At 61.6% G+C, this 25,456-nt stretch carries 28 protein-coding genes; 9 read left to right on the top strand and 19 right to left on the bottom strand.

What is annotated here, in order from left to right; genetic code table 11:
* Positions 1 to 82: 82 nt before the first annotated feature.
* On the bottom strand, positions 83 to 682 hold the full coding sequence (locus AC1RNA_RS14725) for a histidine phosphatase family protein (RefSeq protein WP_009340442.1): 600 nt from the start codon (positions 680 to 682) through the stop codon (positions 83 to 85).
* A 152-nt stretch (positions 683 to 834) separates the two neighbouring features.
* The gene (gene fabI / locus AC1RNA_RS14720; RefSeq protein ID WP_009340441.1) at positions 835 to 1,653 is read right to left on the bottom strand and encodes an enoyl-ACP reductase FabI; all 819 of its coding nucleotides are present in this window, start codon (positions 1,651 to 1,653) and stop codon (positions 835 to 837) included.
* 213 nt (positions 1,654 to 1,866) lie between these two features.
* On the opposite strand from fabI, the gene AC1RNA_RS14715 reads away from it, so the two are divergent.
* On the top strand, positions 1,867 to 2,352 hold the full coding sequence (locus tag AC1RNA_RS14715; protein ID WP_492951583.1) for a sigma-70 family RNA polymerase sigma factor: 486 nt from the start codon (positions 1,867 to 1,869) through the stop codon (positions 2,350 to 2,352).
* Between the two features lie 27 nt (positions 2,353 to 2,379).
* Positions 2,380 to 3,153 carry an anti-sigma factor family protein gene (locus AC1RNA_RS14710; protein ID WP_009340439.1) on the top strand — a complete coding sequence of 258 codons (774 nt, stop codon included), beginning with the start codon at positions 2,380 to 2,382 and terminating at the stop codon, positions 3,151 to 3,153.
* A gap of 98 nt (positions 3,154 to 3,251) precedes the next feature.
* On the opposite strand, the gene AC1RNA_RS14705 is transcribed toward AC1RNA_RS14710, so the two are convergent.
* The 4 genes from AC1RNA_RS14705 to AC1RNA_RS14690 form a co-directional block, all read right to left on the bottom strand.
* Entirely contained in the window at positions 3,252 to 3,602 is a 351-nt protein-coding gene (locus tag AC1RNA_RS14705) for a PRC-barrel domain-containing protein (RefSeq protein WP_009340438.1), read from the bottom strand.
* 139 nt (positions 3,603 to 3,741) lie between these two features.
* On the bottom strand, positions 3,742 to 4,047 hold the full coding sequence (locus AC1RNA_RS14700) for a hypothetical protein (RefSeq protein WP_009340436.1): 306 nt from the start codon (positions 4,045 to 4,047) through the stop codon (positions 3,742 to 3,744).
* An 87-nt stretch (positions 4,048 to 4,134) separates the two neighbouring features.
* Positions 4,135 to 5,115 carry a DnaJ C-terminal domain-containing protein gene (locus AC1RNA_RS14695; protein WP_492951582.1) on the bottom strand — a complete coding sequence of 327 codons (981 nt, stop codon included), beginning with the start codon at positions 5,113 to 5,115 and terminating at the stop codon, positions 4,135 to 4,137.
* Between the two features lie 83 nt (positions 5,116 to 5,198).
* Complete coding sequence (locus tag AC1RNA_RS14690; RefSeq protein WP_009340434.1) at positions 5,199 to 5,768, bottom strand: RT0821/Lpp0805 family surface protein; 570 nt, start codon at positions 5,766 to 5,768, stop codon at positions 5,199 to 5,201.
* On the opposite strand from AC1RNA_RS14690, the gene pdxH reads away from it, so the two are divergent.
* The 3 genes from pdxH to ligD all read left to right on the top strand — a co-directional run bounded on the left by pdxH (position 5,745) and on the right by ligD (position 9,897).
* Positions 5,745 to 6,380 (top strand): pyridoxamine 5'-phosphate oxidase, encoded by a 636-nt coding sequence (gene pdxH / locus AC1RNA_RS14685; protein ID WP_040298502.1) that lies wholly within the window; start codon positions 5,745 to 5,747, stop codon positions 6,378 to 6,380. The genes AC1RNA_RS14690 and pdxH overlap by 24 nt on opposite strands.
* A 45-nt stretch (positions 6,381 to 6,425) precedes the next feature.
* Complete coding sequence (locus AC1RNA_RS14680; RefSeq protein ID WP_009340432.1) at positions 6,426 to 7,184, top strand: SDR family NAD(P)-dependent oxidoreductase; 759 nt, start codon at positions 6,426 to 6,428, stop codon at positions 7,182 to 7,184.
* A 61-nt stretch (positions 7,185 to 7,245) separates the two neighbouring features.
* On the top strand, positions 7,246 to 9,897 hold the full coding sequence (ligD, locus tag AC1RNA_RS14675; RefSeq protein WP_492951581.1) for a DNA ligase D: 2,652 nt from the start codon (positions 7,246 to 7,248) through the stop codon (positions 9,895 to 9,897).
* A gap of 1 nt (position 9,898) precedes the next feature.
* Here ligD and cutA read toward each other — a convergent pair whose 3' ends face one another.
* A complete protein-coding gene (cutA, locus tag AC1RNA_RS14670; RefSeq protein WP_492951580.1) occupies positions 9,899 to 10,216 on the bottom strand; it encodes a divalent-cation tolerance protein CutA in 318 nt (105 codons plus the stop codon).
* A gap of 86 nt (positions 10,217 to 10,302) precedes the next feature.
* Positions 10,303 to 11,280, bottom strand: a complete 978-nt coding sequence (locus AC1RNA_RS14665; RefSeq protein ID WP_009340429.1) for a magnesium transporter CorA family protein — start codon at positions 11,278 to 11,280, stop codon at positions 10,303 to 10,305.
* 306 nt (positions 11,281 to 11,586) lie between these two features.
* On the opposite strand from AC1RNA_RS14665, the gene AC1RNA_RS14660 reads away from it, so the two are divergent.
* Positions 11,587 to 12,261: a L,D-transpeptidase gene (locus tag AC1RNA_RS14660; RefSeq protein ID WP_009340428.1), complete on the top strand. Its 675-nt coding sequence runs from the start codon at positions 11,587 to 11,589 to the stop codon at positions 12,259 to 12,261.
* Between the two features lie 63 nt (positions 12,262 to 12,324).
* Here the strand turns inward: AC1RNA_RS14660 and AC1RNA_RS14655 are convergent, their stop codons facing one another.
* A complete protein-coding gene (locus AC1RNA_RS14655; RefSeq protein ID WP_492951579.1) occupies positions 12,325 to 13,104 on the bottom strand; it encodes an extensin family protein in 780 nt (259 codons plus the stop codon).
* Between the two features lie 270 nt (positions 13,105 to 13,374).
* Between AC1RNA_RS14655 and AC1RNA_RS14650 the strand changes: the two genes are divergently transcribed.
* On the top strand, positions 13,375 to 14,103 hold the full coding sequence (locus AC1RNA_RS14650; RefSeq protein ID WP_009340426.1) for a sulfite exporter TauE/SafE family protein: 729 nt from the start codon (positions 13,375 to 13,377) through the stop codon (positions 14,101 to 14,103).
* Between the two features lie 86 nt (positions 14,104 to 14,189).
* Complete coding sequence (locus AC1RNA_RS14645; protein WP_009340425.1) at positions 14,190 to 15,041, top strand: DUF1499 domain-containing protein; 852 nt, start codon at positions 14,190 to 14,192, stop codon at positions 15,039 to 15,041.
* Here AC1RNA_RS14645 and AC1RNA_RS14640 read toward each other — a convergent pair.
* The 3 genes from AC1RNA_RS14640 to ribB form a co-directional block, all read right to left on the bottom strand.
* Positions 15,014 to 15,940, bottom strand: a complete 927-nt coding sequence (locus AC1RNA_RS14640; RefSeq protein ID WP_492951578.1) for an MBL fold metallo-hydrolase — start codon at positions 15,938 to 15,940, stop codon at positions 15,014 to 15,016. The genes AC1RNA_RS14645 and AC1RNA_RS14640 overlap by 28 nt on opposite strands.
* Positions 15,941 to 15,961: 21 nt before the next feature.
* Complete coding sequence (locus AC1RNA_RS14635; protein WP_009340423.1) at positions 15,962 to 17,167, bottom strand: acyl-CoA dehydrogenase; 1,206 nt, start codon at positions 17,165 to 17,167, stop codon at positions 15,962 to 15,964.
* Between the two features lie 86 nt (positions 17,168 to 17,253).
* On the bottom strand, positions 17,254 to 18,330 hold the full coding sequence (ribB, locus tag AC1RNA_RS14630) for a 3,4-dihydroxy-2-butanone-4-phosphate synthase (protein WP_009340422.1): 1,077 nt from the start codon (positions 18,328 to 18,330) through the stop codon (positions 17,254 to 17,256).
* Between the two features lie 260 nt (positions 18,331 to 18,590).
* Between ribB and AC1RNA_RS14625 the strand changes: the two genes are divergently transcribed.
* Complete coding sequence (locus AC1RNA_RS14625; RefSeq protein WP_009340421.1) at positions 18,591 to 19,046, top strand: DUF2147 domain-containing protein; 456 nt, start codon at positions 18,591 to 18,593, stop codon at positions 19,044 to 19,046.
* Between the two features lie 30 nt (positions 19,047 to 19,076).
* Here AC1RNA_RS14625 and AC1RNA_RS14620 read toward each other — a convergent pair whose 3' ends face one another.
* The 7 genes from AC1RNA_RS14620 to AC1RNA_RS14590 all read right to left on the bottom strand — a co-directional run bounded on the left by AC1RNA_RS14620 (position 19,077) and on the right by AC1RNA_RS14590 (position 25,406).
* Positions 19,077 to 19,811, bottom strand: coding sequence for an ABC transporter ATP-binding protein (locus AC1RNA_RS14620; protein ID WP_009340420.1), 735 nt, complete (start codon positions 19,809 to 19,811; stop codon positions 19,077 to 19,079).
* Positions 19,808 to 20,560, bottom strand: coding sequence for an ABC transporter ATP-binding protein (locus AC1RNA_RS14615; RefSeq protein WP_009340419.1), 753 nt, complete (start codon positions 20,558 to 20,560; stop codon positions 19,808 to 19,810). The genes AC1RNA_RS14620 and AC1RNA_RS14615 overlap by 4 nt, the downstream gene beginning before the upstream one ends.
* A complete protein-coding gene (locus AC1RNA_RS14610; RefSeq protein WP_048756693.1) occupies positions 20,557 to 21,513 on the bottom strand; it encodes a branched-chain amino acid ABC transporter permease in 957 nt (318 codons plus the stop codon). The genes AC1RNA_RS14615 and AC1RNA_RS14610 overlap by 4 nt, the downstream gene beginning before the upstream one ends.
* On the bottom strand, positions 21,513 to 22,379 hold the full coding sequence (locus AC1RNA_RS14605) for a branched-chain amino acid ABC transporter permease (protein ID WP_009340417.1): 867 nt from the start codon (positions 22,377 to 22,379) through the stop codon (positions 21,513 to 21,515). The genes AC1RNA_RS14610 and AC1RNA_RS14605 overlap by 1 nt, the downstream gene beginning before the upstream one ends.
* Positions 22,380 to 22,523: 144 nt before the next feature.
* Positions 22,524 to 23,789, bottom strand: coding sequence for an ABC transporter substrate-binding protein (locus AC1RNA_RS14600; protein ID WP_009340416.1), 1,266 nt, complete (start codon positions 23,787 to 23,789; stop codon positions 22,524 to 22,526).
* A 31-nt stretch (positions 23,790 to 23,820) separates the two neighbouring features.
* Positions 23,821 to 24,084: a hypothetical protein gene (locus AC1RNA_RS14595; protein ID WP_492951577.1), complete on the bottom strand. Its 264-nt coding sequence runs from the start codon at positions 24,082 to 24,084 to the stop codon at positions 23,821 to 23,823.
* A 56-nt stretch (positions 24,085 to 24,140) separates the two neighbouring features.
* Positions 24,141 to 25,406, bottom strand: coding sequence for an ABC transporter substrate-binding protein (locus tag AC1RNA_RS14590; RefSeq protein ID WP_009340415.1), 1,266 nt, complete (start codon positions 25,404 to 25,406; stop codon positions 24,141 to 24,143).
* Between the last annotated feature and the right edge of the window lie 50 nt (positions 25,407 to 25,456).

The raw sequence follows: 25,456 nt of genomic DNA, 5'->3' as shown, positions 1-25,456 counted from the left end.
CCATGCGGGGGATGTGGATGCCCGGCAGAAGGCCGGACATGACGAAAAGCCGGTGCAGCAGGTAGGCAGCTAACGCCCGCCCTTAACTATGCTTCGTGACCTTACCGTCCTTGAAGACGTAGACCACGCCCTGCTCGATATAAATCTCGGCGGCGTTGACCGGCGTCTCAATCTCCAGCGCGGCCATCAGCGCGCGGCAGGAGCCGCCATGCGAGACGGCCACCGTGTCCTGCAACAGCGAATCGTACCAGTCGCGCATCCGCAGGCTCACCGAGGCATAGCTTTCGCCACCCGGCGGCGGCACACCCCATTTGTCCGCCTGGCGCTGGGCGAACAATTCGGGATGCGACTGCTCCATCTCGATCAGGGTCGAGCCTTCCCAATGGCCGTAGCCGATTTCGCGCAGCCGGTCATCGACCTGATAGCCGTGCGGCGGCACGCCGATCTCGCCACGCACCAGTTCCATGGTCTGGCGCGCCCGGCCGAGCGGCGACGCCACGAACGGGATGCGCTCCGGATGGTGGGAGTCTCCGGCCAGAATGCTGGCGAGTAATTCACCGGCGCGAACCGCCTGCGTCTTGCCAAGCTCGTTCAGCGGGATGTCCTGCGAACCCTGAAAGCGGCCGACCGCATTCCATTCGGTCTGGCCGTGGCGGATGAAGTAGATGGTCGGATTGGGCATCAGTCTCTCTAAATGCGAGCCGTCATTGCGAGGAGCGTTTGCGACGAAGCAATCCAGCTTCGTCTTCTCAGCCTTCCGGATTGCTCTGCGAAGCCTGTCACCGGGCGACGCATTCGTGCCGCCCCGTTGACTCACAATGACGCCGCCGGTTGTTATTCCTTGGCCAGCGAAATGTCCGGCGCGTCGGGCCGCTTCATGCCGACGACGTTATAGCCGGAATCGACATGATGGATTTCGCCGGTGACGCCGCGCGACAGGTCGGAAAGCAGATACATCGCACTGTCGCCGACTTCTTCCTGCGTCACGGTCCGGCGCAGCGGCGAATTGTACTCGTTCCACTTCAGGATGTAGCGGAAATCGCCGATGCCCGATGCGGCGAGCGTCTTGATCGGCCCGGCTGAGATGGCGTTGACGCGGATGTTCTTCTCGCCGAGATCGGCGGCGAGATAGCGCACGCTCGCCTCGAGCGCGGCCTTGGCGACACCCATGACATTGTAATGCGGCATCCACTTCTCGGCGCCGTAATAGGACAGCGTCAGGATCGAGCCGCCCTCGGTCATCAGATGCTCGGCGCGCTGGGCGATTGCCGTCAGCGAGTAGCAGGAGATCAGCATCGACTTCGAGAAGTTCGCTTCGCTCGTGTCGAGGTAGCGGCCATCGAGTTCGTCCTTATCGGAAAACGCGATGGCATGGACCACGAAATCGATCTTGCCCCACTGCTTTTTCGCTTCGGCAAACACCGCATCGATGCTGGCGGCGTCGGTCACGTCGCAATGGCCGAGCGTGATCGCGCCAAGCTCCTTGGCAAGCGGCTCGACACGCTTCTTCAGGGCGTCGCCCTGCCAGGTCAGCGCAAGCTCCGCGCCCTGGTCGCGACAGGATTTGGCGATGCCATAGGCAATCGAGCGATTATTGGCGACGCCAAGAATAATGCCCCGCTTGCCGCGCATCAGGCCGGTGATGTCCGCCATGAAAGCCGTCCGTTTTGGCTGAAAAAATGGAGGCCCGTCTTGGCATAGGCGGTCTGGCCGGGCAAGGCGGGAATCAGCGAAACTGGGCGGGCCTTGGCCGTCCGCCCCGAAGGCTGGGCAAGGTGGGAATAGACGTGTTTTCACGGTGTTATAGCTGACAACCAACTTTACACGCCGACCCGGCGGACCCCTTTGCAGGCCCAAAACAGGTCCATGACCGACTTCCGCGACAGTGTTGAGACCCAGATCCCCGCGCTGCGCCGCTATGCGCGGGCATTGACCCGCGATACGGACCTCGCCGACGACCTCGTGCAGGATACGCTGGTGCGGGCGTTGCGCTCGGAGAAGCTGTTTCTGGGTGGCGATCTGCGCGCCTGGCTTTACACGATCCTGACCAACCTCAACCGCAATCGCCGGCGCTCGCTGGCGCGGCAGCCGGTGCTGACCGAGCTTCATGACACGCCCGAGCCCTCCGGCACCGAGGCCGAGGGCCGCGACATCACCCGCGCACTCGCCACGCTGCCGGAAGAACAGCGCGCGGTGCTGCTACTGGTGGCGCTGGAAGGCTTGAGCTATCGCGACGTGGCCGAAATCCAGGGCGTGCCGATGGGCACCGTGATGTCACGCCTCGCCCGCGCCCGCGCGCAAATCCGATCCGTACTCGAAGGCGAACGCCCCGCGCTTCGCTGCGTCAAGTGAACCCGTGCTTCTGGAAAAGACACAGCAATGATTCACGATACCCCCATCACCGAAGACGAACTCCACGCCTATGTGGACGGCGAACTGCCGCCGGAACGCCGCGAGGCCGTGGACGCGTGGCTCACCGCGCATCCCGACGATGCCGCGCGGGTCCATCAGTGGCGAGCGATGAGCGACATGCTGCATGCGAAGTATGACAGCGTGGCCGATGAACCAATTCCGGCGCGCCTCAGGCTCGACCGGCTCGATCAGCGTCCGCGACAGTGGGCTTACATGGCCGTCGCCGCAACGCTCGCCGCCTTCGTCATCGGCGGCGGCACCGGCTACGCGCTGCGCGGCACGACCGCACAGCCATCCACCATCGCAAGTTTCACCGGAGACGCGCTGGAGGCGCACCGGCTTTACGTGGTGGATGTGCGTCATCCCGTCGAAATTGCCGCGAGCGAACGCGCCCATCTACAGCAATGGCTGACCAACCGCTGCGGATGGCAGGTGCGCGCTCCCGAACTCGACGCGCAGGGCCTGAAGCTCGTCGGCGGCAGGCTGCTGCCCGGCCCGACCGGACCAGCCTCTTTCTTCATGTACGAGAATGCGGCGGGTGAACGCTTCACGATCTATGCCTCGCGCGCGAGCAACGAGACCACCAACATGCGCTATGCCACCCGTGACAAGGATGGCGCGATGTATTGGGCCGACAAGGGCGTCGGCTATGTGGTGGCGGGACCGGTTGACAAGCAGAAGCTGACGCAGGTCGCGCGCCTTGTGTTCGACCAGACCGATCAGGCAGCGCAGAAGCTGTAGGGTCCGATTCATTGCGATTTATCTAGCCGTCATCCCCGCGAAAGCGGGGGTCCAGTCGTCAAACTGGATTCCCGCTTTCGCGGGAATGACGGGTGACTTCACGCCCCATAATATTCGCCCACGGATTTCGTGCCGGCGGCCCAATCCCACTCGGCGCCGGCCTCGTATTTCGGCCCGGCCTTCAGCTTCTCGATGGGGATCATGATCTGGTAGCCGCCCAGTTCGACGTTGTATTTCAGCGCCGGCCACGGCAACGGATAGTGCTCGTCACCGATACCGAGAAAGCCGCCGAAGCTCAGCACCGCGAACGAGACGCGACCGCTGACCTTCTCGATCATCACGCGTTCGATCACGCCGATCTTCTCGGCATTGGCATCGAACACCGAGGTGCCTTGCACACGATCGCTTCCGATCAAACTCGATGTCGAGCGATTGAGGTTCGTCGGCATGGCCATCCTCCTTTCAGGACAAGGAGTTAATGCGTGCACCGGGGACGTGGTTCCCATACTACGGAGGCGGCAAAACGCATCATGGCCTGAGCATAGCTCAGGCCATGATGTATCAGCGAATGATGACAGGTTGAGATCTTTACGTGCTGCGTCCCGCTTCGCGCTGGGCCGCGAGAAAATCGGACAGCTTCTGCGCCTTGGTGCGCGCATCCTTAGCTTTGGTGGCTTTCGTGGCTTTCGCTTTCTTCAAAACAAGCGGCGCGTTCTCGGCCTCCTCCGCCTCCTTCGCGAGGCGCAAGGCGCGGAGTCTTTCCATATTCTTGCGGACAGCGATCGCATTACGCTCGAAATCCGCGAGCGCCTTGTCGCCCTCGATCCGGGCAATACGCTGCTTTTCCGCGCGAGCGATCTGTTCAGGGGTCTGGGGCTTGGCTGTTTTGCTCATCCCAAGAATATAGGGATGAAAGTGCAGATTTCCACCCGTTAAAGCTCGGAAAACGGCTCATTTCGGCCAATTTTTGGCAAATAGCGATTAACCAAGCCCGCTCCGCGGATTGTAGACGTGGCTAGTGCGCCATTTCTCCATCAGCGCTTCCAGTTCCGCATCGTTGCCATCCGGCAATACGATACGAATTGTGACATAGAGATCGCCGCCCGCGCCCTTCGCAGGGACGCCCTTTCCCTTCAGCCTGAAGGTGCGGCCGCTGGAGGTGTTCTTCGGGATCGTCAGCTCGACCGCGCCCTTCAGCGTCGGTACGCGCACCTTGCCGCCGAGCACGGCCTCATACAGCGTGACGGGCAATTCCACGCGCAGATCGTTGCCGTCCACCTTGAAGAACGGATGCGGTGCGATGTTGATCGTCAGTAGCACGTCGCCGGGCGGATGACCGGGCGCGGTGTCGCCCTGCCCCTTCAAGCGGATCTGCTGTCCGGAGGTTACACCCACCGGAATCTTGACGTTGAGCTCCTTGCCGTTCGGCAGGCGGATGCGCTTGTTGGCACCGTTCACGGCTTCTTCCAGCGATACGCTCATCGTCGCCGCGACATCGAGATCGACGCCGACACCGGAATCGAATTCAAAGCCACCGCGCCCCGCGCGCGCACCTCCACCCATGCCAACGCGGCCACCGAACATGCTGGAGAGAATGTCCTCAAAACTGTTCGCGCCTGCGGCGCCTGCACCCGGCCCGCCGCCCGTGAAGGAATATTCAAAGCCGCCGGGACCCGCGCGGCCCTGAGCGCCGCGTGCGCCGAACGGAGAGCCTGCGCCCTCGAAGCCCTGAAAGCGTGGCTTGCCCTCGGCATCGATCTCGCCGCGATCAAACTGCTTGCGCTTGGCCTCGTCGCCCAAAATTTCGTTCGCGGAATTGATCTCGGCAAAACGCGCCGCCGCTTTCGCGTCGTTCTTGTTGGCGTCGGGATGGTGTTTCTTGGCGAGCTTGCGAAATGCGCTTTTGATCTCGGCAGCGCTTGCGCTTCGCTGCACCCCCAAGACCTCATAGGGGTCGCGCATTCGTGGTCTCTCCTTTGAGCAACAAGATTAGGCCGAACGGCCCGGTGATTAAATGGGAACGCTCCGGTCCCGTTGCAACCGCTTTATGACCGCTTCCAGGGCTTCATGTTGCGGATTTCCCAGGCCCCTGTGGTGGATTTGCACGCCTCACCCTGCAACCAGCCCTCATTGGTGCCGTGCACGTAGCTTGCGAGAAAATCCCGGCAGGTCCGGCCGCCCTCGCCGGTATAGGCCGAGGCCAATGGTGTGACCGAGCCGCGCGCGCCGGTCTGCGGGTTTTCCCAGGGCTGGCTCGCATCCTTGGTGCCGCGGGTGAGCACATCGGAAGCTGCATTGCGCGCCAGCGCAAGGTCACTGTCGGATAAATTGGTATCGTCGGTCAGCCGGATCGGGACAATCGAGCCCGTGATGTCTTCGGCGGCAACCACAGGCGTTTCCTTCGCCTTGTCGCCTCCGAACATATCACCGAGCCGATAGCTGCAACCGCCCGCGCAAACGCTGAATCCAGCCAGCAGCGTCACCACCGCGATCCGGCGGATCGGCGATATCCCCGCGCGACGGCATGCCGTATAAGGGGGGTGAGACGCGCAATCGAAAGGCGCGGTCGGACGCAACGCGGTACTCCAGACATGAACGGTCCAGACTCCATCCAACAACAGACTCCGTTAACATCCGGTGATTTTACGGAAAGCACTGAACCATTTGAGCTTTTTACTGCGTGGTTCGATGAGGCCAGAGCGTCGGAGCCCAATGACCCAAACGCCATGGTGCTGGCCACCGTAGACGCCGGGGGAATGCCGGACGTCCGTATGGTGCTGATGAACGGCCTCAGTCCCGAGGGCTTCGTGTTCTACAGCCACATCAACAGCGCCAAGGGGCGTGAACTGGCTGCAAATCCGAAAGCTGCCCTGCTGTTTCACTGGAAGTCGCTGCGCCGTCAGGTGCGCGTCCGCGGACCTGTCAGCCCCGTCAGCGATGCCGAAGCTGACGCCTATTTCGCGACCCGCCCGAAGCAATCACAGATCGGCGCATGGGCGAGCAAGCAAAGCCAGCCGCTGGAGAGCCGCCTCGCCTTCGAGAAGGCGATCGCGCTCAATGCGGCGAAATATGCGATCGGTGAAGTCCCTCGCCCGCCGGGATGGAGCGGATGGCGGATTGTCCCGCAATCGATCGAATTCTGGCACGATCGCCCATTCCGCCTGCACGACCGCATCGTGTTCCAGCGCGAAGGCGACGGCTGGACCAAGACACGCCTCTATCCTTGAACGATTCCACTGGCGTCCCCCCTCTTGTAAGTGAACAATCCCGTCATGACCGCATCAACGACCTCCAATCAGCCACGCCGCACGCTGCTGCTCACCGGCGCGAGCCGCGGCATCGGCCATGCGACTGTAATTCGTTTCTCCAGCGCAGGCTGGCGGGTCATCACCTGTTCGCGCCATCCATTTCCCGAACAGTGCCCGTGGGACGCAGGCCCTGAGGATCACATCCAAGTCGATCTGTCCGATATCGCTGACACCGAGCGCGCGATTCAGGAAATCCGCGGGCGTCTCGAAGGCGGCCAGCTCCATGCGCTGGTGAACAACGCTGCGATCTCCCCCAAGCTTGAGGGCGGCGGCCGGCTCGGCACGATCAAGACCGACAACGACACCTGGGCGAAAGTCTTCCGCGTCAATTTCCTCGCGCCGGTGTTTCTTGCGCGCGGCCTGATCGAGGAGTTGAAAGCCACCAAGGGTTCGGTGGTAAACGTCACCTCCATTGCGGGCTCGCGCGTGCATCCGTTCGCGGGCGCGGCCTATGCGACATCGAAAGCCGCACTCGCGGCGCTGACGCGAGAGATGGCCTACGATTTCGGCAAGGTCGGCGTGCGCGTCAACGCCATCGCCCCCGGCGAGATCGACACGTCGATCCTCTCTCCCGGCACCGACAAGATTGTCGAGGAGCAAATCCCGCTGCAGCGGCTCGGCACGCCTGACGAAGTGGCGAAAATCATCTACGTGCTGTGTACCGAAACCTCGTCCTACGTGAACGGCGCGGAAATCCACATCAACGGCGGCCAGCACGTCTAGGCAAGGCGGAACCTGAACGTGGCCTTGCGGGTTTGTCTCTATTCTTCGCAAGGCGATTCCCGTGGCACGCAAAAAACTTTCCGTCTACCGGACCAAACGCGACTTCACGAAAACCGCGGAGCCGAGCGGCGCCGCGACAGTCGCGCGCGGAAAGCTGCCGCGCTTCGTCATCCAGAAACACGATGCGACGCGGCTGCATTACGACCTGCGGCTCGAATTCGACGGAGTCTTCAAATCCTGGGCGGTGACGCGCGGCCCTTCGCTCGACCCGAAGGATAAGCGCCTTGCGGTCGAGGTGGAGGACCATCCGCTCGACTACGGCGATTTCGAAGGCACCATCCCGAAAGGCCAGTATGGCGGCGGCACGGTGATGCTGTGGGATCGCGGCTATTGGTACAGCGACAATCCGGAAGCAGGCTTGAAGAAAGGCGATCTCAAATTCGCGCTCGAAGGCGAGAAGCTGCACGGCGAATGGGTGCTGGTGCGTATGCGGCATGACCGCACCGGCGGCAAGCGCACCAACTGGCTACTCATTAAACACCGCGATGAATATGCGCAGGAGGGCAGCGATATTCTTGATGAGGACCGCTCCGTTGCCTCCGGCCGCACGATGGCGCAGATCGCACAAGGCAAGGGGCGCGGACCCACGCCGTTCATGACGGCCAAAGGAAGTTTAAAAGGAGGCCGCACCAAGGCCGACCGGGTCTGGCAATCCAATCAGGGCTTGGCCGCGAATCTGCGAGCAAAGTCCGAGACGAAGACGCTCGCTCCCTCCAAAGGAAGGGCCCCGGCGAAGGTCGCGCGCAGTGTGGAGCAGCTCCCCGACTTCATTGCACCGCAATTGTGCAAATCCGTCTCGCGCCCGCCCACCGGCAGAGAATGGATTCACGAGATCAAGTTCGATGGCTACCGGATGCAACTGCGCATCGAGGACAAGAAGGCCACTCTGCGCACACGCAAGGGCCTCGACTGGACCGCGAAATTTCCGGCCATCGAGAAAGCCGCTGCAAAACTACCCAATGGCATCATCGACGGCGAGATCGTCGCTCTCGACCACAACGGCCATCCGAGCTTCGCATCGCTGCAGGCGGCGCTGTCAGATGGCGACACCGATGGACTGATCTTCTTCGCCTTCGATCTGCTATTCAGCAAGAACAGCGACCTGCGGCGATTGCCCCTGAGGGAGCGCAAGGCCCAACTGAAATCATTTTTGAACAACGACACCGCCAGCGGCGTGATCCGCTATGTCGAACATTTCGAGACCGGCGGCGATGCAGTCCTCAAATCGGCCTGCCGCCTGTCGCTGGAAGGGATCATCTCAAAGCGCAGGGACGCGCTCTATCATTCCGGCCGCACTGAAAGCTGGCGAAAAGCCAAATGCCGCGCAGGGCATGAAGTCGTCATCGGCGGCTGGAAAACCACCGCGGGCAAATTCCGCTCGCTGATGGTCGGCGTACCGCACGAGGACCATCTCGCTTATGTCGGCATCGTCGGCACAGGATACGGCAAGGATGTCGTCAAGCGGATCATGCCGGAATTGAAGAAGGCCGCATCGACGACAAACCCATTCGGCGGCAAGAACGCGCCGAAGAAAGCAACAGACGTGCACTGGGTAAAACCAGAGCTTGTCGCCGAGATCGAATTCGCAGGCTGGACCGGTGACAGCATGGTGCGGCAGGCTGCTTTCAAGGGGCTGCGCAAAGACAAGTCTGCCGACGAAGTGCAGGTGGACGAGCCGACCGTCACCACCGTGGCCAAGCCCGCACCGCGCAAAATACGCGCGGCAAAATCCGCAAGTGCGCCGTCTAAAGGCAACGCCATAGTGATGGGGCTGACCATCTCGAAACCGGACAAGCCGCTCTGGCCGGACGACGGCAAGGGCGAGCCGATCACCAAGCTCGACCTCGCCCGCTACATGGAAAGCATCGGCGACTATCTGCTGCCGCATATCGAAGGGCGGCCCTGCTCCATCATCCGCGCGCCGGACGGTATCAATGGGGAGACATTCTTCCAACGCCACGCCATGGCCGGAATGTCGAACCTCATCAACGAAGTTCGCGTGTCCGGCGACAGAAAGCCTTACATCCAGATCGATCGCGTCGAAGGTCTTGTCGCGGCGGCGCAGATCGGCGGGGTCGAATTTCATCCATGGAATTGCGCCGAAGGCGAACCCGACGTGCCCGGCCGTCTGGTGTTCGACCTCGACCCTGCCCCGGATGTTGCTTTCACCGACGTCATCAAAGCCGCGCGCGACCTGCACGAGCGCCTTTCATCTCTCGGATTGGAAAGTTTCTGCAAGACCACCGGCGGCAAGGGATTGCATGTCGTCACGCCGTTGAAAGACGCGAAGAAAGATCGCATCGACTGGAAGGGGGCAAAGGCCTTCGCGCAGGCCGTGTGCCAAACGATGGCAGCGGACGATCCGGAGCGCTATCTGCTCAACATGTCGAAGAAGAAACGCGATGGAAAGATCTTCCTCGACTATCTGCGCAACGACCGGATGTCCACGGCGGTCGCGCCGTTCTCGCCGCGCGGCCGAAAATTCGCGCCGGTGTCGATGCCGCTGACATGGGCCCAGGTGCGTCCCGGCCTCGAGCCGCTCAAATTCACGCTGCGCACCGTGCCTGCATTGGTGAAGAAGTCGAAGGCATGGGCGGATTACGACCGCGCCGCAAGTTCGCTCAAAAGCGCGATCAAAAAGATCGGATTGTAATTTACCCGACTTCGCTCAAGAGCCAGTCGCGGTATTTTCCGCTGACGCCATCGACCGGCAGCCGGACGATTTCCGGCACCTCATACGGATGCCGTTCGAGAAGAAACCCTTCGAGCGCGGAATATTGATCGGCCAATGTCTTGAACAGGATCATCTGTTCGCCGTCCTCGACGATCTTGCCGTCCCAGCGATAGCAACTCGAAATCGGCAGAGTCTGCGCACAGGCCGCGAGGCGAGCCTCGATGACGGCACGCGCAAGCGCTTTCGCCTGCGCCGCGTCCGCTACGGTGGTCATCACGATGCAGACGTCACCAGCCATCGCAATCGCTCCGCGCCTTCAGATCATTATTTGACGCGTTTTCTTCACGCGAACCGGTTTCCACTTCGCTTGAAAACGCTCTGATGCTACAGCCACTTCTTCCACTTGAAGAACATGTAGGGCAACACCGCGGCGAACAGCATAGCAATCAGCGCCAGCGAATAGCCGTGCTGCCATTCCAGCTCCGGCATGACCTTGAAATTCATGCCGTAGATCGAGGCGATCAGCGTCGGCGGCATCAAGACCACGGCCATCACCGAGAACAGCTTGATGATGTTGTTCTGTTCGAGGTTGACGACACCGAGCATGGCGTCGAGCACGAAGGTGATCTTGTTCGACAGATATGAGGCGTGATCGGTGAGCGACTGCACGTCGCGTTGCAGGGTCTTGAACTGCGCTTTCTGTTCCTTGCTCCAGCGCCCGTTCTGGTCGGTCTCGACGGTGACGAAGGAAATGACGCGCCCGATCGACACCAGACTTTCACGTACCTTCGATGTCAGGTCGCCCTTGCGGCCGATGGTCAGAAGAATCTGGGAATATTTGCGCGCATGGCCGCGATCGGCGGACGGCTCGAAAATCTCGTTGCTCACGGTATCGACGTCTGATCCGACACGCTCGAGAATATCCGCGGAGCGGTCGATGATCGCATCGAGCAGATCGAGCAGCACGGTGTCGCCTGTAATTCCCGACGGGCATGCCCGGCCAAGCTTGGCGGCAACCAGCATGAAGGGCTTCGGCTCGTCGTAACGGACCGTGACGAGGCGATGCGCGGTCAGAATGAACGACACCGGCGCGGTACGTGGGTTGGCGCCGTCGGTGCCGCACATCAGGGTCGCCGTCATGTAACGCGCGCCGTTCTCGACATAGAGACGCGAGGAGATTTCAATCTCCTGCATGTCCTCGCGGGTCGGGATTTCGATGCCCACGAGCTTTTCCACCGCCTTGTCCTCGCCGGGAATCGGCGATTTGAGGTCCAGCCAGACGGCGTCCTCCGGCAGCGCGGCGAGATCCACGGTTTCCAGCTTTTTCAGCGAGCCTGCCGAGGGTGCGAATACGGACAGCATGAAAAATGGCCTCCGGCATGCGGCGTGGTGTCACTTCGCCAAAACGCAAATTCGTTCGATTCGGGCAAGCCGGGAGGGGCGAAAGACCCGGGAAATGCCAAGTCCGTGATGAGGGGCATCCTTGGGGGGTATTTGTCGCATAAGAGTGCGGCAGCAATGCCACAGGTCCGATGTTGCGTAGCAAAACCCACGCCGAATCTCTGGAATTGGGTGAAAACCTGATGTTTATAAACTGTAGCGATACTGCGGCGAGCTTCGCTCCTTAGAGCCATTTTCGGTCTTTCGCCGCCACCGGGATTTACATCGATGCCGTCGATTGCTTCCAAGTTTGCCGTCCTCGCCGCCGGCCTGATGCTGGCAGGCTGCATGCAGACAGCCCATTACGAGGCCATGAACGAAAGCCAGCTCAAGCCGCGTGACAAGGATTACCTGGCCAAGGTTTCCTACGTCAAAACGCCGGTCGCCGAGCCGTTCCGCCGCGCCATCGTCGAATATCACCGCAAGGAAGCGCCCGGTTCCATCGTGGTCGATTCCGACAACCACTACCTTTATTACGTCCTCGATGGCGGCAAGGCGATCCGCTACGGCATCACCGTCGGCGAGGAAGCCATGGCCTGGTCCGGCATTGCCAAGGTCGGCGCCATGACCGAGTGGCCGGACTGGCACCCGACCAAGGGCGAGATCGAGCGCCTCGGCGTGCCGACCTTCGTCAAGGGCGGCCCGGACAACCCGATGGGCTCGCGCGCGATCTACCTTTACTCGGGCGGCAAGGACACGCTGTTCCGCATCCACGGCACCAACCAGCCGGAATATATCGGAGCCTCGATTTCCTCGGGTTGCATCCGCATGACCAACGAGGACGTCATCGACCTGTACAATCGGGTCAAGATGGGCGCGATCGTCGTCGTGCTCGATCCCAAGCAAGGCGACTCGCCTTACAATTCGAAGATGGCGCTGCAAGGCGGCACGGCTTACCAGTAAGCCTCTGCACCTCATCTGACGACAAACGCCGCCCATTGGGCGGCGTTTTTCATTGGGCGCTGGTCATTTCTCGCGCGCGGGTTCGGCCTGCCCGTCCGTGGCATCCCCGGAAGCCGCCGCGCCCTGCTCCACCGCTGTGGCACCCGGCGGTGCATCCGCAGGCCGCTCGGCAGGCAGCAGCGGCGCCGTCTCCGGCAGCGGATCGTACACACCCCACTGGCACAGTTTGTAATTGTTGCGGCGCTGCGCGATATCGAGATGGATGTGGTCCTCGTGATACCAGTCCGAGCCCGGCCCGAGCACCGTGGTGAACCGCCCACAGACCGACCACAGCACCTTCTCACGAATCTCGCGCGATAAACCGCGATCCGTCAGGGACAATTTGGTGCCGTTGGCGAGATCGAGACTGCGGACATCGAGGGCATTCGCCTTGCCATGCTCTGACAGCTTGGCGCCTTTGACCCGGTTACGTCCGCGGCATTCGTAAGAATCGAAATTATCGAGACCGCTGAGAACGGAGCCGAGGCTTTCCGCGAGCGGTTCGGCATCGTCGCGAATCCAGTCAGCCACCGCCTTTGCCATCTCACAGCGCAGCGTCGCCGCCGGTTTCAGATCGACACGCTGGCCGCCGCGCAGCACCACGGCTTCGAGCTTCACCAGATCGTCACCGCCGCATCCGCCATCCCCATGGATCGGCGCAATCGATGGCGCGATGGCGATATCCTCGGTCAGCGCACGGCGGCAAGCCGAGGGCTCGGGTGCGGCCGGTGCGGCGGGAGCCGCTGCCTTGCCCTCCTCCGGCTTCGGCGCCGTGTCGGGGTTTGCGGCCGCAGGAGCTTCCATGGGCCGAGGCTGCGGCAAAGGCACGGCAGTCTCCGCCACGGACGGCATCGTGAGCGAGAGGCTGAACACGAGGGCTACGCCTGCGCTCCGGCGCATCTCCGCGCGATGATTTCGGTGAAAGAGCATCGGCGGGCAAAGCATTCCGGAATTCGGATTCCTGCAGGAGGGATGAAAAGAAACCGGCGCGTCCGCACTCGTTTTGAGCCAGCATAAGGTGCCATGCAGCCGCTGCCAATTCCGGCGACCGCATCGATACGATAGAACGAAACCATGGGGTTGATTCTTGTTCTCATCGTGGGGCTCGTAGCCGGTATTTTCAGCGGGATCGTTGGAACCGGCTCGTCCATCATGCTCGTGCCGGTGCTGGCCACGATCTACGGCCCGAAGGCGGCCGTGCCGATCATGGCCGTCGCTGCCGTGATGGCGAATTTCTCCCGCATCCTCGCATGGTGGCGCACGGTCGACTGGCGCGCCTTCGCGGCTTACAGCATCACCGGCGGGCCGGCGGCGTTCCTTGGCGCGCAGACGCTCCTGATCCTGCCGAACCGTGCGGTCGATCTCACCATCGGGCTGTTTCTGATCTCGATGATTCCGATCAGGCACTGGCTTGCCAGCCGGATGATCCGCCTGAAGCTGTGGCATATGGCGATTGCCGGCGCCGTGGTCGGCTTTCTCACCGGCATCGTGGTGTCCACCGGACCGATTTCCGTTCCGGTCTTCCTCGGCTACGGGTTGGTGAAGGGCGCTTTCCTCGCGACAGAGGCCGCCTCCTCGCTGGTGATCTATGTGGTCAAGGTGCTGACCTTCCAGACCAGCGGCGCGCTGCCATGGGATCTGGCGTTGAAGGGACTCATTACCGGCTTTTCCATCATGGCAGGCACCTTCATCGCCAAACCGTTCGTGCTGCGCCTCTCGCCGGAGACCTTCCGCCATGTCATGGACGGCCTGATGCTGATCTCCGGCCTGACCATGGTCTGGAATGCGGTATTTGCGACGTGAATTCGCCGTTCTGCGGCTTCCCTCCCCGCACGGAAATGCGCTAGGTCAAGCCATCGGCGCATCCTCCGGCGCCCGTGGATCGTCGAATGGGCCGCCGCTTTTCCGCCGCTTATCAGAAGGAGCCGATCTCCGCCCTCGCCTCATGGGCGCGGCGGATGGCCATGTTCGCGCTGGTCGCCACTCTGGCGTCGGTTCTGGTGGTGCGCTTCGGCTTTCTCGATTTCCGTCCCGCGCTCGCGACCTTCTTCGGCGCGCTGGCGCTTTCCGGCATTTCCATTCTTCTGTGCTTCGCCGCCTTCGCCGCGATCTGGCAGAACGGATCGCGCGGCATGACCCGCATCCTGTTCGCGCTGCTCATCAACGCGTTGATCCTTGCCTACCCGGCCTATCTGGCCATCCAGTATCAGCGACTGCCGCGCCTGTACGACATCTCGACCGATCCGATTGATCCGCCCCGGTTCGATGCGCTGGCCCGCCTGCGCGCCGCCGACGGCGCCAACACCGCCGCCTATGCCGGACTCTATTCCGCCGAGCTGCAGCGCAAAGCCTATCCCAAGATCGAGCCGATCCTGCTCGACCTGTCGCCGCAGCGGGCCTACGACATGGTGCTGCGGCTCGTCGCGCACCGCAAATGGCTGATCGTCGACGAACGTCCGCCACTGCCGCCGCAGCGGGTCGGACGGATCGAAGCCGTGGCGCGCACACTCGTCATGGGCTTGCGCGAGGATGTCTCGATCCGCATCGTTCCCGACGAGGATGGATCGCGCGTCGATATGCGTTCGTCCTCACGCTATTTCGAGCATGATTTCGGCAGCAATGCCGCCCGCATCGCCTCATTCACGAGCGACCTCAACGACGCCGCCGACAACGCCAAGCCTGAAAAGAAGATTCTCGCGCCGGCCAAGGAGCCTCAGCCCAAGGGCACCAAGAGGCGATAGGTCTTGTCGATGGTCGGCGCACCGTCGGTCGCGACGATGCCACGCTCGACCATGTCCTCCAGATGCGCCAGCACCGAATAGCCCGCCGCATTTATGAGCCGCGGATCGATGCCGATATAGCTCGCGCGCACGATGCTTGGAATATCCGCCTCGCCCTTCGCAAGACGATGCAGGATCGAAGCCTCGCGCGCCCTGCGGTGCCGGATCATGAACTGGGTGAAGCGCGGACCTTCCGGAATTTCCGGCCCATGGCCCGGAAAATAAAGCTGCTCGGATCGCGCAGCGAGCTTCTCGAGCGAGCCCATGTAGTCGATCATCGCGCCATCCGGCGGCACCACGATGGTGGTGGACCAGCCCATGACATGATCACCAACGAAGGTCAGCGAGCGCTCTGCCCATGCAAACGCCATGTGGTTCGCGGTGTGGCCCGGCGTGGCGATGGCCTGCAAGGCCCATCCTTCGCCCTCAACCACCTCGCCGTCCTTCAATCGAACATCGGGACGGAAATCCAGATCGTTGGATTCCTTGCGGGCTGGCTCGCCGTGATGCATCGGCCGCGCGGGACGGTGCGGCCCTTCGGCATAGACGGTCGCGCCGGTCGCCTTTTTGATCAGCGGCACGGCAGGCGAATGATCGCGATGGGTATGGGTGACAAAAATATGCGTCACGGTCTCGCCGCGCACCGCATCGAGAAGGGCCGCGATGTGCGTCGCGTCGTCCGGCCCCGGATCGACGATGGCGACACGGCCCTCGCCGACGATGTAGCTCACCGTACCGGTGAACGTGAAAGGACCGGGATTGTCGCACACAACGCGCCGCACGCCCGGCACGGGGCGATCGACAACTCCGGGCTTCAGCGGAAAGTTGCGATTGAACGGAATGTCATCATTGACGGACATGCGCGTGGATCGCCACCCGTCTTACATAAAGGCCTGAATGCCGGTTATGGCACGGCCCAGGATCAGCGCATGTACGTCATGCGTGCCTTCATAAGTGTTCACGCTTTCCAGATTCTGGGCGTGACGCATGACGTGGAATTCGCTGGAGATGCCGTTGCCGCCGTGCATGTCGCGCGCGACGCGGGCGATATCGAGCGCCTTGCCGCAATTGTTGCGCTTCATCAGCGAAATCATTTCGGGCGCGAACTTGCCTTCATCCATCAGGCGACCGACCCGCAATGAGCCTTGCAGGCCGAGCGCAATCTCGGTCTCCATGTCGGCGAGCTTCTTCTGCATCAACTGGGTCGCCGCGAGCGGACGACCGAACTGCTTGCGATCGAGCACATATTGCCGGGCGCGCTGGAAGCAATCCTCCGCAGCCCCCATCACGCCCCACGAAATGCCGTAACGCGCGCGGTTGAGACAGCCGAAGGGACCGGAGAGCCCCGAGCAATTCGGCAACAGCGCGCTTTCCGGCACCACCACGCCGTCCATCACGACCTCGCCGGTGATCGAGGCGCGCAACGACAGCTTGCCCGCGATCTTCGGCGCCGACAGGCCCTTCATTCCCTTTTCGAGGATGAAACCCCGGATCTTGTTGTCGTGCGCCTGCGACTTCGCCCAGATCACGAACACATCGGCGATCGGCGCGTTGGAAATCCACATCTTCGAGCCGGTGAGCCGGTAGCCGTCCGATACCTTCTCGGCGCGCGTCTTCATGCTGTCGACATCGGAGCCCGCATCCGGCTCGGTCAGGCCGAAGCAGCCGACCCACTCGCCGCTCGCAAGCTTCGGCAGATACTTCTTGCGCTGCGCCTCGTCGCCATAAGCATAGATCGGATACATCACCAGCGAGGACTGCACGCTGTTCATCGAGCGATAGCCGGAATCGACCCGCTCGACCTCGCGGGCAACAAGCCCATAGGCGACATAGCTGGCATTGGCGCAGCCATATTCTTCGGGCAGCGTGATGCCGATCAGGCCAAGCTCGCCCATTTCACGGAATATATCGCGGTCCGCAGTCTCATCCTCATAGGCCGCGCGCACACGCGGCAACAGCTTTTCCTGCGCATAGGCATGCGCGGTGTCGCGGATCATCCGCTCGTCTTCAGTCAATTGATCGTCGAGAAGAAACGGATCGTCCCATTTGAATACGGGCTTGTCCTTCGCCTGGGAACGCGCGCTCATGACCGATCTCTCATCTCTGTATCTTGGGGAAAAGTCTAGCACGCCATCGCGCCGGCCGTATACCGGGGGGCCGTTACGATATGTCGTCAGCTCTCGAACGGTTCGTTGCCGACGATTTCGATGCCGTAACCCGACAGGCCCTTGTAGTCGTGGACCGCAGACGTCAGATGCCGGATCGACGTCACGCCGAGATCGCGCAGAATCTGCGCGCCGATGCCGACTTCACGCCACTGCCGATGCCGGTCTTCCTCCGAGGAGTGATGCTGCTCCAGAGGCGCCACCGGCACACCGACGACGCCATCCCGCAAATAAACGAGAACGCCGCTGCCATTGGCCTTGAACCGCTCCAGCACCTTCTCGAGACGATGCGAACTGAAAAAAATGTCCTTGATGACGTTCGGCTTGTGAATGCGGGTCAGCACGCCCTTACCGTCGCCGAGCCCGTTATAGACGAAAGCCGCGTGATAGACCGGATCGAACGGCGAGCGATAGGCATAGCCCTGTAACGGCCCGATCGGGGAATCCGTCGTAAATGTCGAGACGCGCTCGATCAGCTTTTCCCGTGCCTGCCGGTAAGCGATCATGTCCGCGATGGTGACGTGCTTCAGGTTGTGCTTTTTGGCGAAATCCGAGACCTGCTGGCCCTTCATCACCGTGCCGTCGTCATTCATCAGTTCGCTGATGACGCCGACAGGTGGCAGCTTGGCGAGCTTGCACAAATCGACAGCCGCTTCAGTATGGCCGGCACGCAGCAGCACACCGCCCTCGCGCGCGATCAGCGGGAAGATATGCCCCGGCCGCGCGAAGTCCGCAGCACCCGCGTTCGGATTGGCCAATGCACGGCAGCATGCAACCCGCTCATCGGCGGAAATGCCGGTTGTCATGCCGGGCTTGTAATCGATGGACACCGTGAAGGCGGTGGTGTGGTTGGAATCGTTATGCGCGACCATCGGATCGAGGCGCAGCCGCCGCGCGTCCTCCACCGTCAACGGCGCGCAGACGATGCCGGAGGTATGGCGGATGATGAAGGCCATCTTTTCCGAAGTACACAGGCTGGCGGCGACAATCAGATCGCCCTCACCCTCACGGTCGTCATCGTCGGTGACGACGACGATCTCGCCCGCGGCAAAAGCCTTCAGAACTTCGGCAATGGAATTCGGCATTTTTCGGTTCTCTGACGCAACTGGGCGGATCGTATGACGCACCCCACAGCCGCGTGCAACGGCCCGCGTGCTGACAATTCCTTACCTATCCGAGGCAAATGGCACAATCGGAATTCCGTAAGGTTTTCATAGACTCTTTTCACAGCCCACCATTTGACGCATTGAACATAGGTGCTCAATCGCCCATATCCAGAACGGAATTTGCCGGCTGGCTCCCGCCGCCGCTCACCCTTCAAATCATCGGCACCTGCACGATCCTCATGCCTCTTTTCGTCACTCGAATCCTGACCGCCGGTCTTGCAAGCCTCGTCGTGGCCGCCGGTTCGCTTCCCGGCAACGCTCAGGACAACAGCCCCGTCACTGGAATCTGGCTCACGGAGAAGGGTGACGCCAGGATTCGCATCACGACCTGCGGCGCCGGGATTTGCGGCAAGGTCATAGCGCTGCGCGAACCGATCGATCCGGACACTGGAAAGCCCGCGACCGACAATAAAAATCCAAATCCGGCACTCGCCCAGCGCCCGGTCATCGGACTCAATCTGTTCAACGACATGCGCGCGACCGGTCCCGCCAGTTGGGCGGGCCGCATCTACAATGCGGACGACGGTCAGTTCTACGCCAGCAAGGTCATGCTTCAGGGACCGGCGCGGCTGCGCGTGGAAGGCTGCGTCGGCGCGCTGTGCGGCGGCGAAACCTGGAGCAAGGTCGGCAACTAGGCCGACTCCGCACGCGAAGCCAGAGCGCGATTACGCGCCCTGCTCCGGTTCCCAGTTCTCCGCACTTGCACCGGCCAGCGCCCTGACCCGCTCCTCGTCGCGGGCGAATTCCGAGGCGATCCCCGAATACACCACGTGACCATCGTCGAGCACGTAGGCGCGATCCGAAATCTCGACCGCCGCGCGCACGTTCTGCTCGACCAGCAGCACCGAGATGCCCTGATCGCGCGCCCGCTGGATCACCCTGAACACTTCCTGCACGATGAGCGGCGCGAGTCCCTGCGACGGCTCGTCCAGCAGGATGAGTTTCGGATTGAGCAGCAGCGCGCGGGCAATCGCCAGCATCTCCTGCTCGCCGCCCGAAAGCTGGCCACCCTTGTTGCTCTTGCGTTCCGCGAGACGGGGGAATAGTTCGTACACCCGCTCGATCGACCATGGTCCCGGCCGCTCGGCGGGGACTTTCAGGTTTTCCTCCACCGTCAGGTTCGGGAAGATCTTCCGTCCCTCCGGCACGAAGCCCACGCCGAGCGCGGCAATCCGATAGGGATTGAGCTGCGTCGTGGTCTGGCCGAAAATCCGCACCGTTCCCTCGCGTGCCTTGGTCAGTCCCATCAGGCTGCGCATGGTGGTGCTTTTGCCCGCGCCGTTGCGGCCGAGCAGCGAGACGATCTCACCCTCCCGGACCTCGAGGCCGACGCCGCGCAGGATGTGGCTCTTGCCATAATAAGTGTGAAGGCCTTCGGCCTCGAGCACTACGCTTGTCATTCTGCACCCTTTCCGAGATAGGCCGCCTGAACGACCTCGTTGGCGGCAATCTCCGGCGGGGTGCCTTCCGCCAGCATCTTGCCTTCGGCCAGCACCGTGATGCGGTCGGCCAGATGAAAGACGACGCGCATATCGTGCTCGATCAGCACGATGGTGAGCTTCTCGTCGCGATGCAATTTCCGGATCAGCTGGGTGACATCGTAGGTTTCCTGATCGCCCATGCCGGCGGTCGGCTCGTCGAGCAGCAGCAGCTTCGGATTGAGCGCAATCGCCATCATGATTTCGGTCGCACGCTGGTCGCCATGCGATAGCTCGCCCGCGATACGGTCGGCCTTGGCGGTGAGATTGCCCCTCCTCATGAGATCGGTCACTCGCGCGGCGACCTTCTCGGCCGCTTCGGGCGACATCCGGAAACTCAGGCGATAGCCTTCCGCAACTTCAACGGCGACCCGGATATTCTCATAGACCGACAGCTCCGGAAATATTTCCGTGATCTGGAAGGTGCGCGCCATGCCACCCCACACACGCTCCACGGGCGGCATGTCCGTCACGTCGGTTTCATTGAACGTGATCTTGCCGGCGCTCGGGCTCAGAAAACCGCTGATCATGTTGAAGAACGTGGTCTTGCCGGCCCCATTGGGGCCGATCACCGCCCGCAACTCGCCCGGCTGCACGGTCAGCGAGACGCTATCCACGGCAACAAGGCTGCCGAACCGTTTCGTGACGTTTTCGATCCGTAGAATGCTCATGACGTGGCCTTCCGTTTCAGCGCACCCAACACACCGCGCGGGAAGAACAGCACGATCAGCACGAAGAACAGGCCGACGAACGACATCCAGTTCTCGGTCTGGCTCGACAGATAATCCTGCAACACGACGAAGATCGCGGCGCCGATCATCGGCCCCCAGAACGAGCGCATGCCGCCCAGCACCGCCATGATCACGAAGTCGCCGGATTGCGTCCAGTACAGCGCGCGCGGATCGACGAAGTTGTTCAGGAGCGCATAGAGCGCGCCCGCGAGGCTGACGAAGGCGCAGGAAATCGTCCACGACATCCAGATGTGCCGATCGATCGGAATGCCGAGGAATCGTGCACGCCGCTCGTTTTCGCGAATGGCGATCAGCGTGTGTCCGAACGGCGAACGCAGCACCCATGCCATCACCGCGACCGCGATGGCGAAGATCGCGAGTACGAAATAGTAGAACAGGCGTGAATTGCCCTGAATGTCGAGCGTGGTGAAGCCGAGGTCGATCGGCAAGCGCGACCAACCCGTCAGGCCGTCGTCGCCGCCCGTCACCGAATGCCATCGGAATGCGATGAAGTAGAACACCTGGCCGAACGCGATCGTCACCATCGCGAAATAAACGCCACGCAGCCGGATGATCATCGGGCCGATGATCGCGGCAGCGAACGTGCCGAGAGCTACGCCGAAGATGATCGCCAGCCCTGTGCTCGGATAGAGATAGCGCAGCATCAGGCCGGCGCCGTAAGCGCCGAGGCCGAAATACGCCGCATGGCCGAACGACAGCACGCCGGTGTAGCCGAGCAGGAAGTTCAGCGACATCGCCGCGAGGCCAAGAATGACGACGCGCGTTCCAAGCTCGGTATAGCCGCCGATGAGCGGAAGCCAATATGGCATCGTCGCGAGGACGAGCCAGACGCCGATGTTTGCAAGCAGTTTATTGCGATCGAGGGAATTCATCAGAAACGTCCCTCCTCGCCGAGAAGGCCGCGAGGCCGGACCAGCAGCACTGCTGCCATCATTACGTACATGATTGCTTCCGTTGCAGAAGGAAAGAAAACCGTGGCAAGCCCCGATGCGACGCCGATCAGCAAGCCACCGAGCAGCGTGCCCGGCAGGCTGCCGAGACCGCCGATGATGATCGCCACGAAACTCGGCATGATGAGCGAGCTGCCGATGGTCGGCTGCAGGCCGAGCTGGCCAACCGCAAGCACGCCGGCAAGACCTGCGAGATAGATGCCGAGCCCGAAATTGAGGTTACGCAGGATGCGCACGTTGACGCCGAGAACCGACACCGTTTCGAGGTCATGCGTGCCGGCGCGGATGCGGATGCCGAGTCTCGTGTAGCGCAGGATCAGGAAGAGTCCGGCGACCGCGATCGCGACGATCAACACCATGAACAGCCGATAACCGGTCAGGAAGAAGTAATCCTGGCTAAGCGGTGTGACGAGCCAGCCCGGCACCTGAAACGGCAAACTCTGCGCCCCCCAGATGAAACGCGCGCCGTCCTCCAGAATGAAGGCAAGACCGAAGGTCAGCAGCAGGCTGTAGAGCGGATCGCGCCCATAGACCCTGCGGATCAGGAACCGCTCGACGATCAATCCCAGAAACGCGGTGAGGATGGGCGCAACCACGAGGCCGCCCCAGAAACCGATATAGGGGATCAGCGTGTAGGCGATGTAGCCGCCAAGCGCGAGGAACCCGCCATGCGCGAAGTTGATCGTCCCCGAGAGATTGAGGATCAATGACAGACCTAGCGCCATCAGCGCATAGAACGCGCCGACGATCAGCCCGTTGAAGATGTTGAAGAGAATAAGCTGTGTCATGTCTGGAAAATGCCGTTGGCCTGTTTGCCACTCCACCCGTGAAGGCGTGAGCATGCAAACCCGTGAATCCGATTATCAACACACCTTTTGAAATGGCCCGGACCGCAAGATGCGAACCGGACCATTTCAATCAGGTCGCGGAGATCAGGCAGGCCACGCCATCTTGCAGCCCGTTTCGGCGACCGGCAATGCAGCGGTCGCGCCATCGACTTCCTGATCGACCACGAACAGATCCTCGGGATCGTCCTTGCCCTTCGACTGCGCATGTCCGACGAACAGCGTCGGCATCAACTGGTTGTCGCCTTCGCGGAAGAAAGCACCCTTCGGCATCAGCGCGACTTCCGGCGGCAGCTTGAAGCCCTGCAACGCCTTGGCCATCTTCACCGCATCGAGCGACTTGGCGTTCTCCGCGGCGAGAGCGCAGGTCCAGGTCGACGCGAAGCCGAACCAGGTGCGCGCGGTCGGCACATGGCCGCCGGACTTCTTGCGGATGTCGGCGACGAACTCCTTCACGTGAGGCGTGTTGGGCTGATTCCAGTACCACTCGAACACCCAGTTGCCGATGCGAGCCTCCGGCGGCAGACCGACCAGAGCTTCCAGCTCCTGCTGGGCACCCGCCAGATGGAATTTCTTGTCGAGACCGAACTGAACGGCCTGCTTGAGGGCGTTGATCATATCATCGCCGGCGTGCAGGAAGATGATCACGTCCGGATTGGCGGCCTGCGCCTTGATCAGATAGGACGAGAAGTCGGTCGTTCCGAGCGGCGTGAGATCGCCGCCGACCTTGGTGCCGCCGAACTGCTTGAGGCTGGCCTCGAAGCCCAGTTGCAGGGTGTGGCCGAAGGCGTAGTCCGGCGTGATGAAGTACCACTTCTTGCCGAACTTCTCGAACAACAGCTTCGAGATCGAGTTGGTTTCCATGCGTGTGGTGTTGCAGACGCGGAAGACGTTCCAATGGCAGTTCGAACCGGTGACCGAATCGGTGTGGCCGCCGGGAACGACGTGAAGGACCTTCTTCTCATAGGCGACGTTCGCGATCGCCTGCGCCAGCGCCGAGTTGACGTTGCCGAGCAGGAAATTGACCTGATCGCGATCAACCAGCTTGCGCGCCTTCTGCACGGCCGTGCCGGCATCGCCACTGGTGGAGTCTTCGACCAGAAGTTCAGCCTTGCGCCCGAGAATGCCGCCCTTGGCATTCATCTGCTCGATCGCGAGCTGCGCGCCGATCAGTTCGTTTTTGCCGAGCGCCGCGTAGGTACCGGTCAGCGGATTGTCGAGGCCGATCTTGACGGTGTCGGCAGCCCAAGAGGAAACAACAAAAGGCGACGCAACCTGCGAAACGCCCGCGAGTGCTGTCGCCTTCAGCAGAGAGCGACGACTCAATTTTGGCAATTCGAATTTCGAACTCATTAAAACACCCTCCCAGATGTGATTTTATGCGTTAGCCTCGATCGTCTTGTCGTTGAATTTTCTTGGATGCCATTGCTGGCTCAAAAACCAGAAAATTAAAGTGCAGATGTATCTGTTTGTCGAGAATGTGATGAAAGACTTTCGTCTCATGCCGACAATGCTCGAGCGTCTCTTTCCTTTTGTATCGTTTGTGCATCGTCGTCACATCGCGCCGCGATAGAGCGAACATCATCGGAGCGCAAAGCGCGCCGACAATCACGCCAAGCGTCATGCCGTGAAAAAAGGAAATCAGCACGGATTGATCCGGACCGCGAACGCACGGTCCGGACCATTCCGATCAGGCAGGCTGGATCAGGCAGGCCATGTCAGCTTGCAGCCGGTCTGTGCGACCGGCGGCGCGGCTTTGATGCCGTCCACTTCCATGTCGACAACGAACAGATCCTCCGGATCGTCCTTGCCCTTCGCCTGCGCATGGCCAACGTAGAGCGTCGGCATCAGCTGGTTGTCGCCTTCGCGATAGACCGTGTCCTTCGGCATCAGCGCGATTTCCGGCGGCAGCTTGAAGCCTTGGAGCGCCTTGGCCATCTTCACCGCATCGAGCGACTTGGCGTTTGCGGCAGCGAGAGCGCAGGTCCAGGCCGACGCAAAGCCGAACCAGGTGCGCGCGGTCGGCACATGGCCGCCGGTCTTCTTACGGATGTCGGCAACGAACTCGGCGACATGCGGCACGTTCGGCTGCTTCCAGTACCACTCGAACACCCAGCTTCCGATCCGCGCCTCCGGCGGCAGGCCGATCAAGGCCTCAAGTTCCTGCTGAGCGCCGGCGATGTGGAAACGTTTGTCGAGACCGAACTGCACGGCCTGCTTCAGCGTGTTGACCATGTCTTCGCCCGACGTCAGCACAATGATGACCTCGGGATTGGCCGCCTGTGCCTTGATCAGATAGGACGAGAAATCGGTGGTCTGCAGCGGCACGAGATCGCCGCCCACCTTCGTTCCACCGAACTCCTTCAAGCTGGCCTCGAAGCCCTGCTGAAGCGTGTGGCCGAAAGCATAGTCCGGCGTGATGAAGTACCACTTCTTGCCGTACTTCTCGAACAGCACCTTCGAGATTGAGTTGGTCTGCATGCGCGTGGTGTTGCACACGCGGAAGACGTTCCAGTGGCAGTTCGAGCCGGTGATCGTATCGGTATGACCGCCCGGAACGATGTGAAGAACCTTCTTCTCATAGGCGACGTTCGCCATCGCCTGCGCCAGTGCCGAATTCACGTTGCCAAGCAAGAAGTTGACCTGATCGCGGTCGATCAGCTTGCGCGCCTTCTGCACGGCCGTGCCGGCGTCGCCGCTCGTCGAATCCTCTACCAGCAGCTCGACCTTGCGGCCGAGAATGCCGCCCTTGGCATTGATCTGTTCGACCGCGAGCTGCGCGCCGATCATCTCGTTCTTGCCGGTCGCGGCGTAAGTTCCGGTCAGCGGATTGTCGAGGCCGATCTTGACGGTGTCGGCGGCCCATGACGTGACCACAAAGGGGGACGCAACCTGCGAAACACCTGCCAGCGCGGTCGCTTTCAACAACGAACGGCGGCTCAATTTCGGCAATTCAAACTTCGAACTCATAAACGTCCTCCCAGATGTGATTTGTTTTTGCTTCAGGCCATGGCCATTTT

This window comes from Afipia sp. GW821-FHT14H12 (assembly GCF_058803465.1).
Note: the sequence above shows the minus strand (reverse complement) of the source record. Positions and strands in the feature narration are given on the sequence as shown.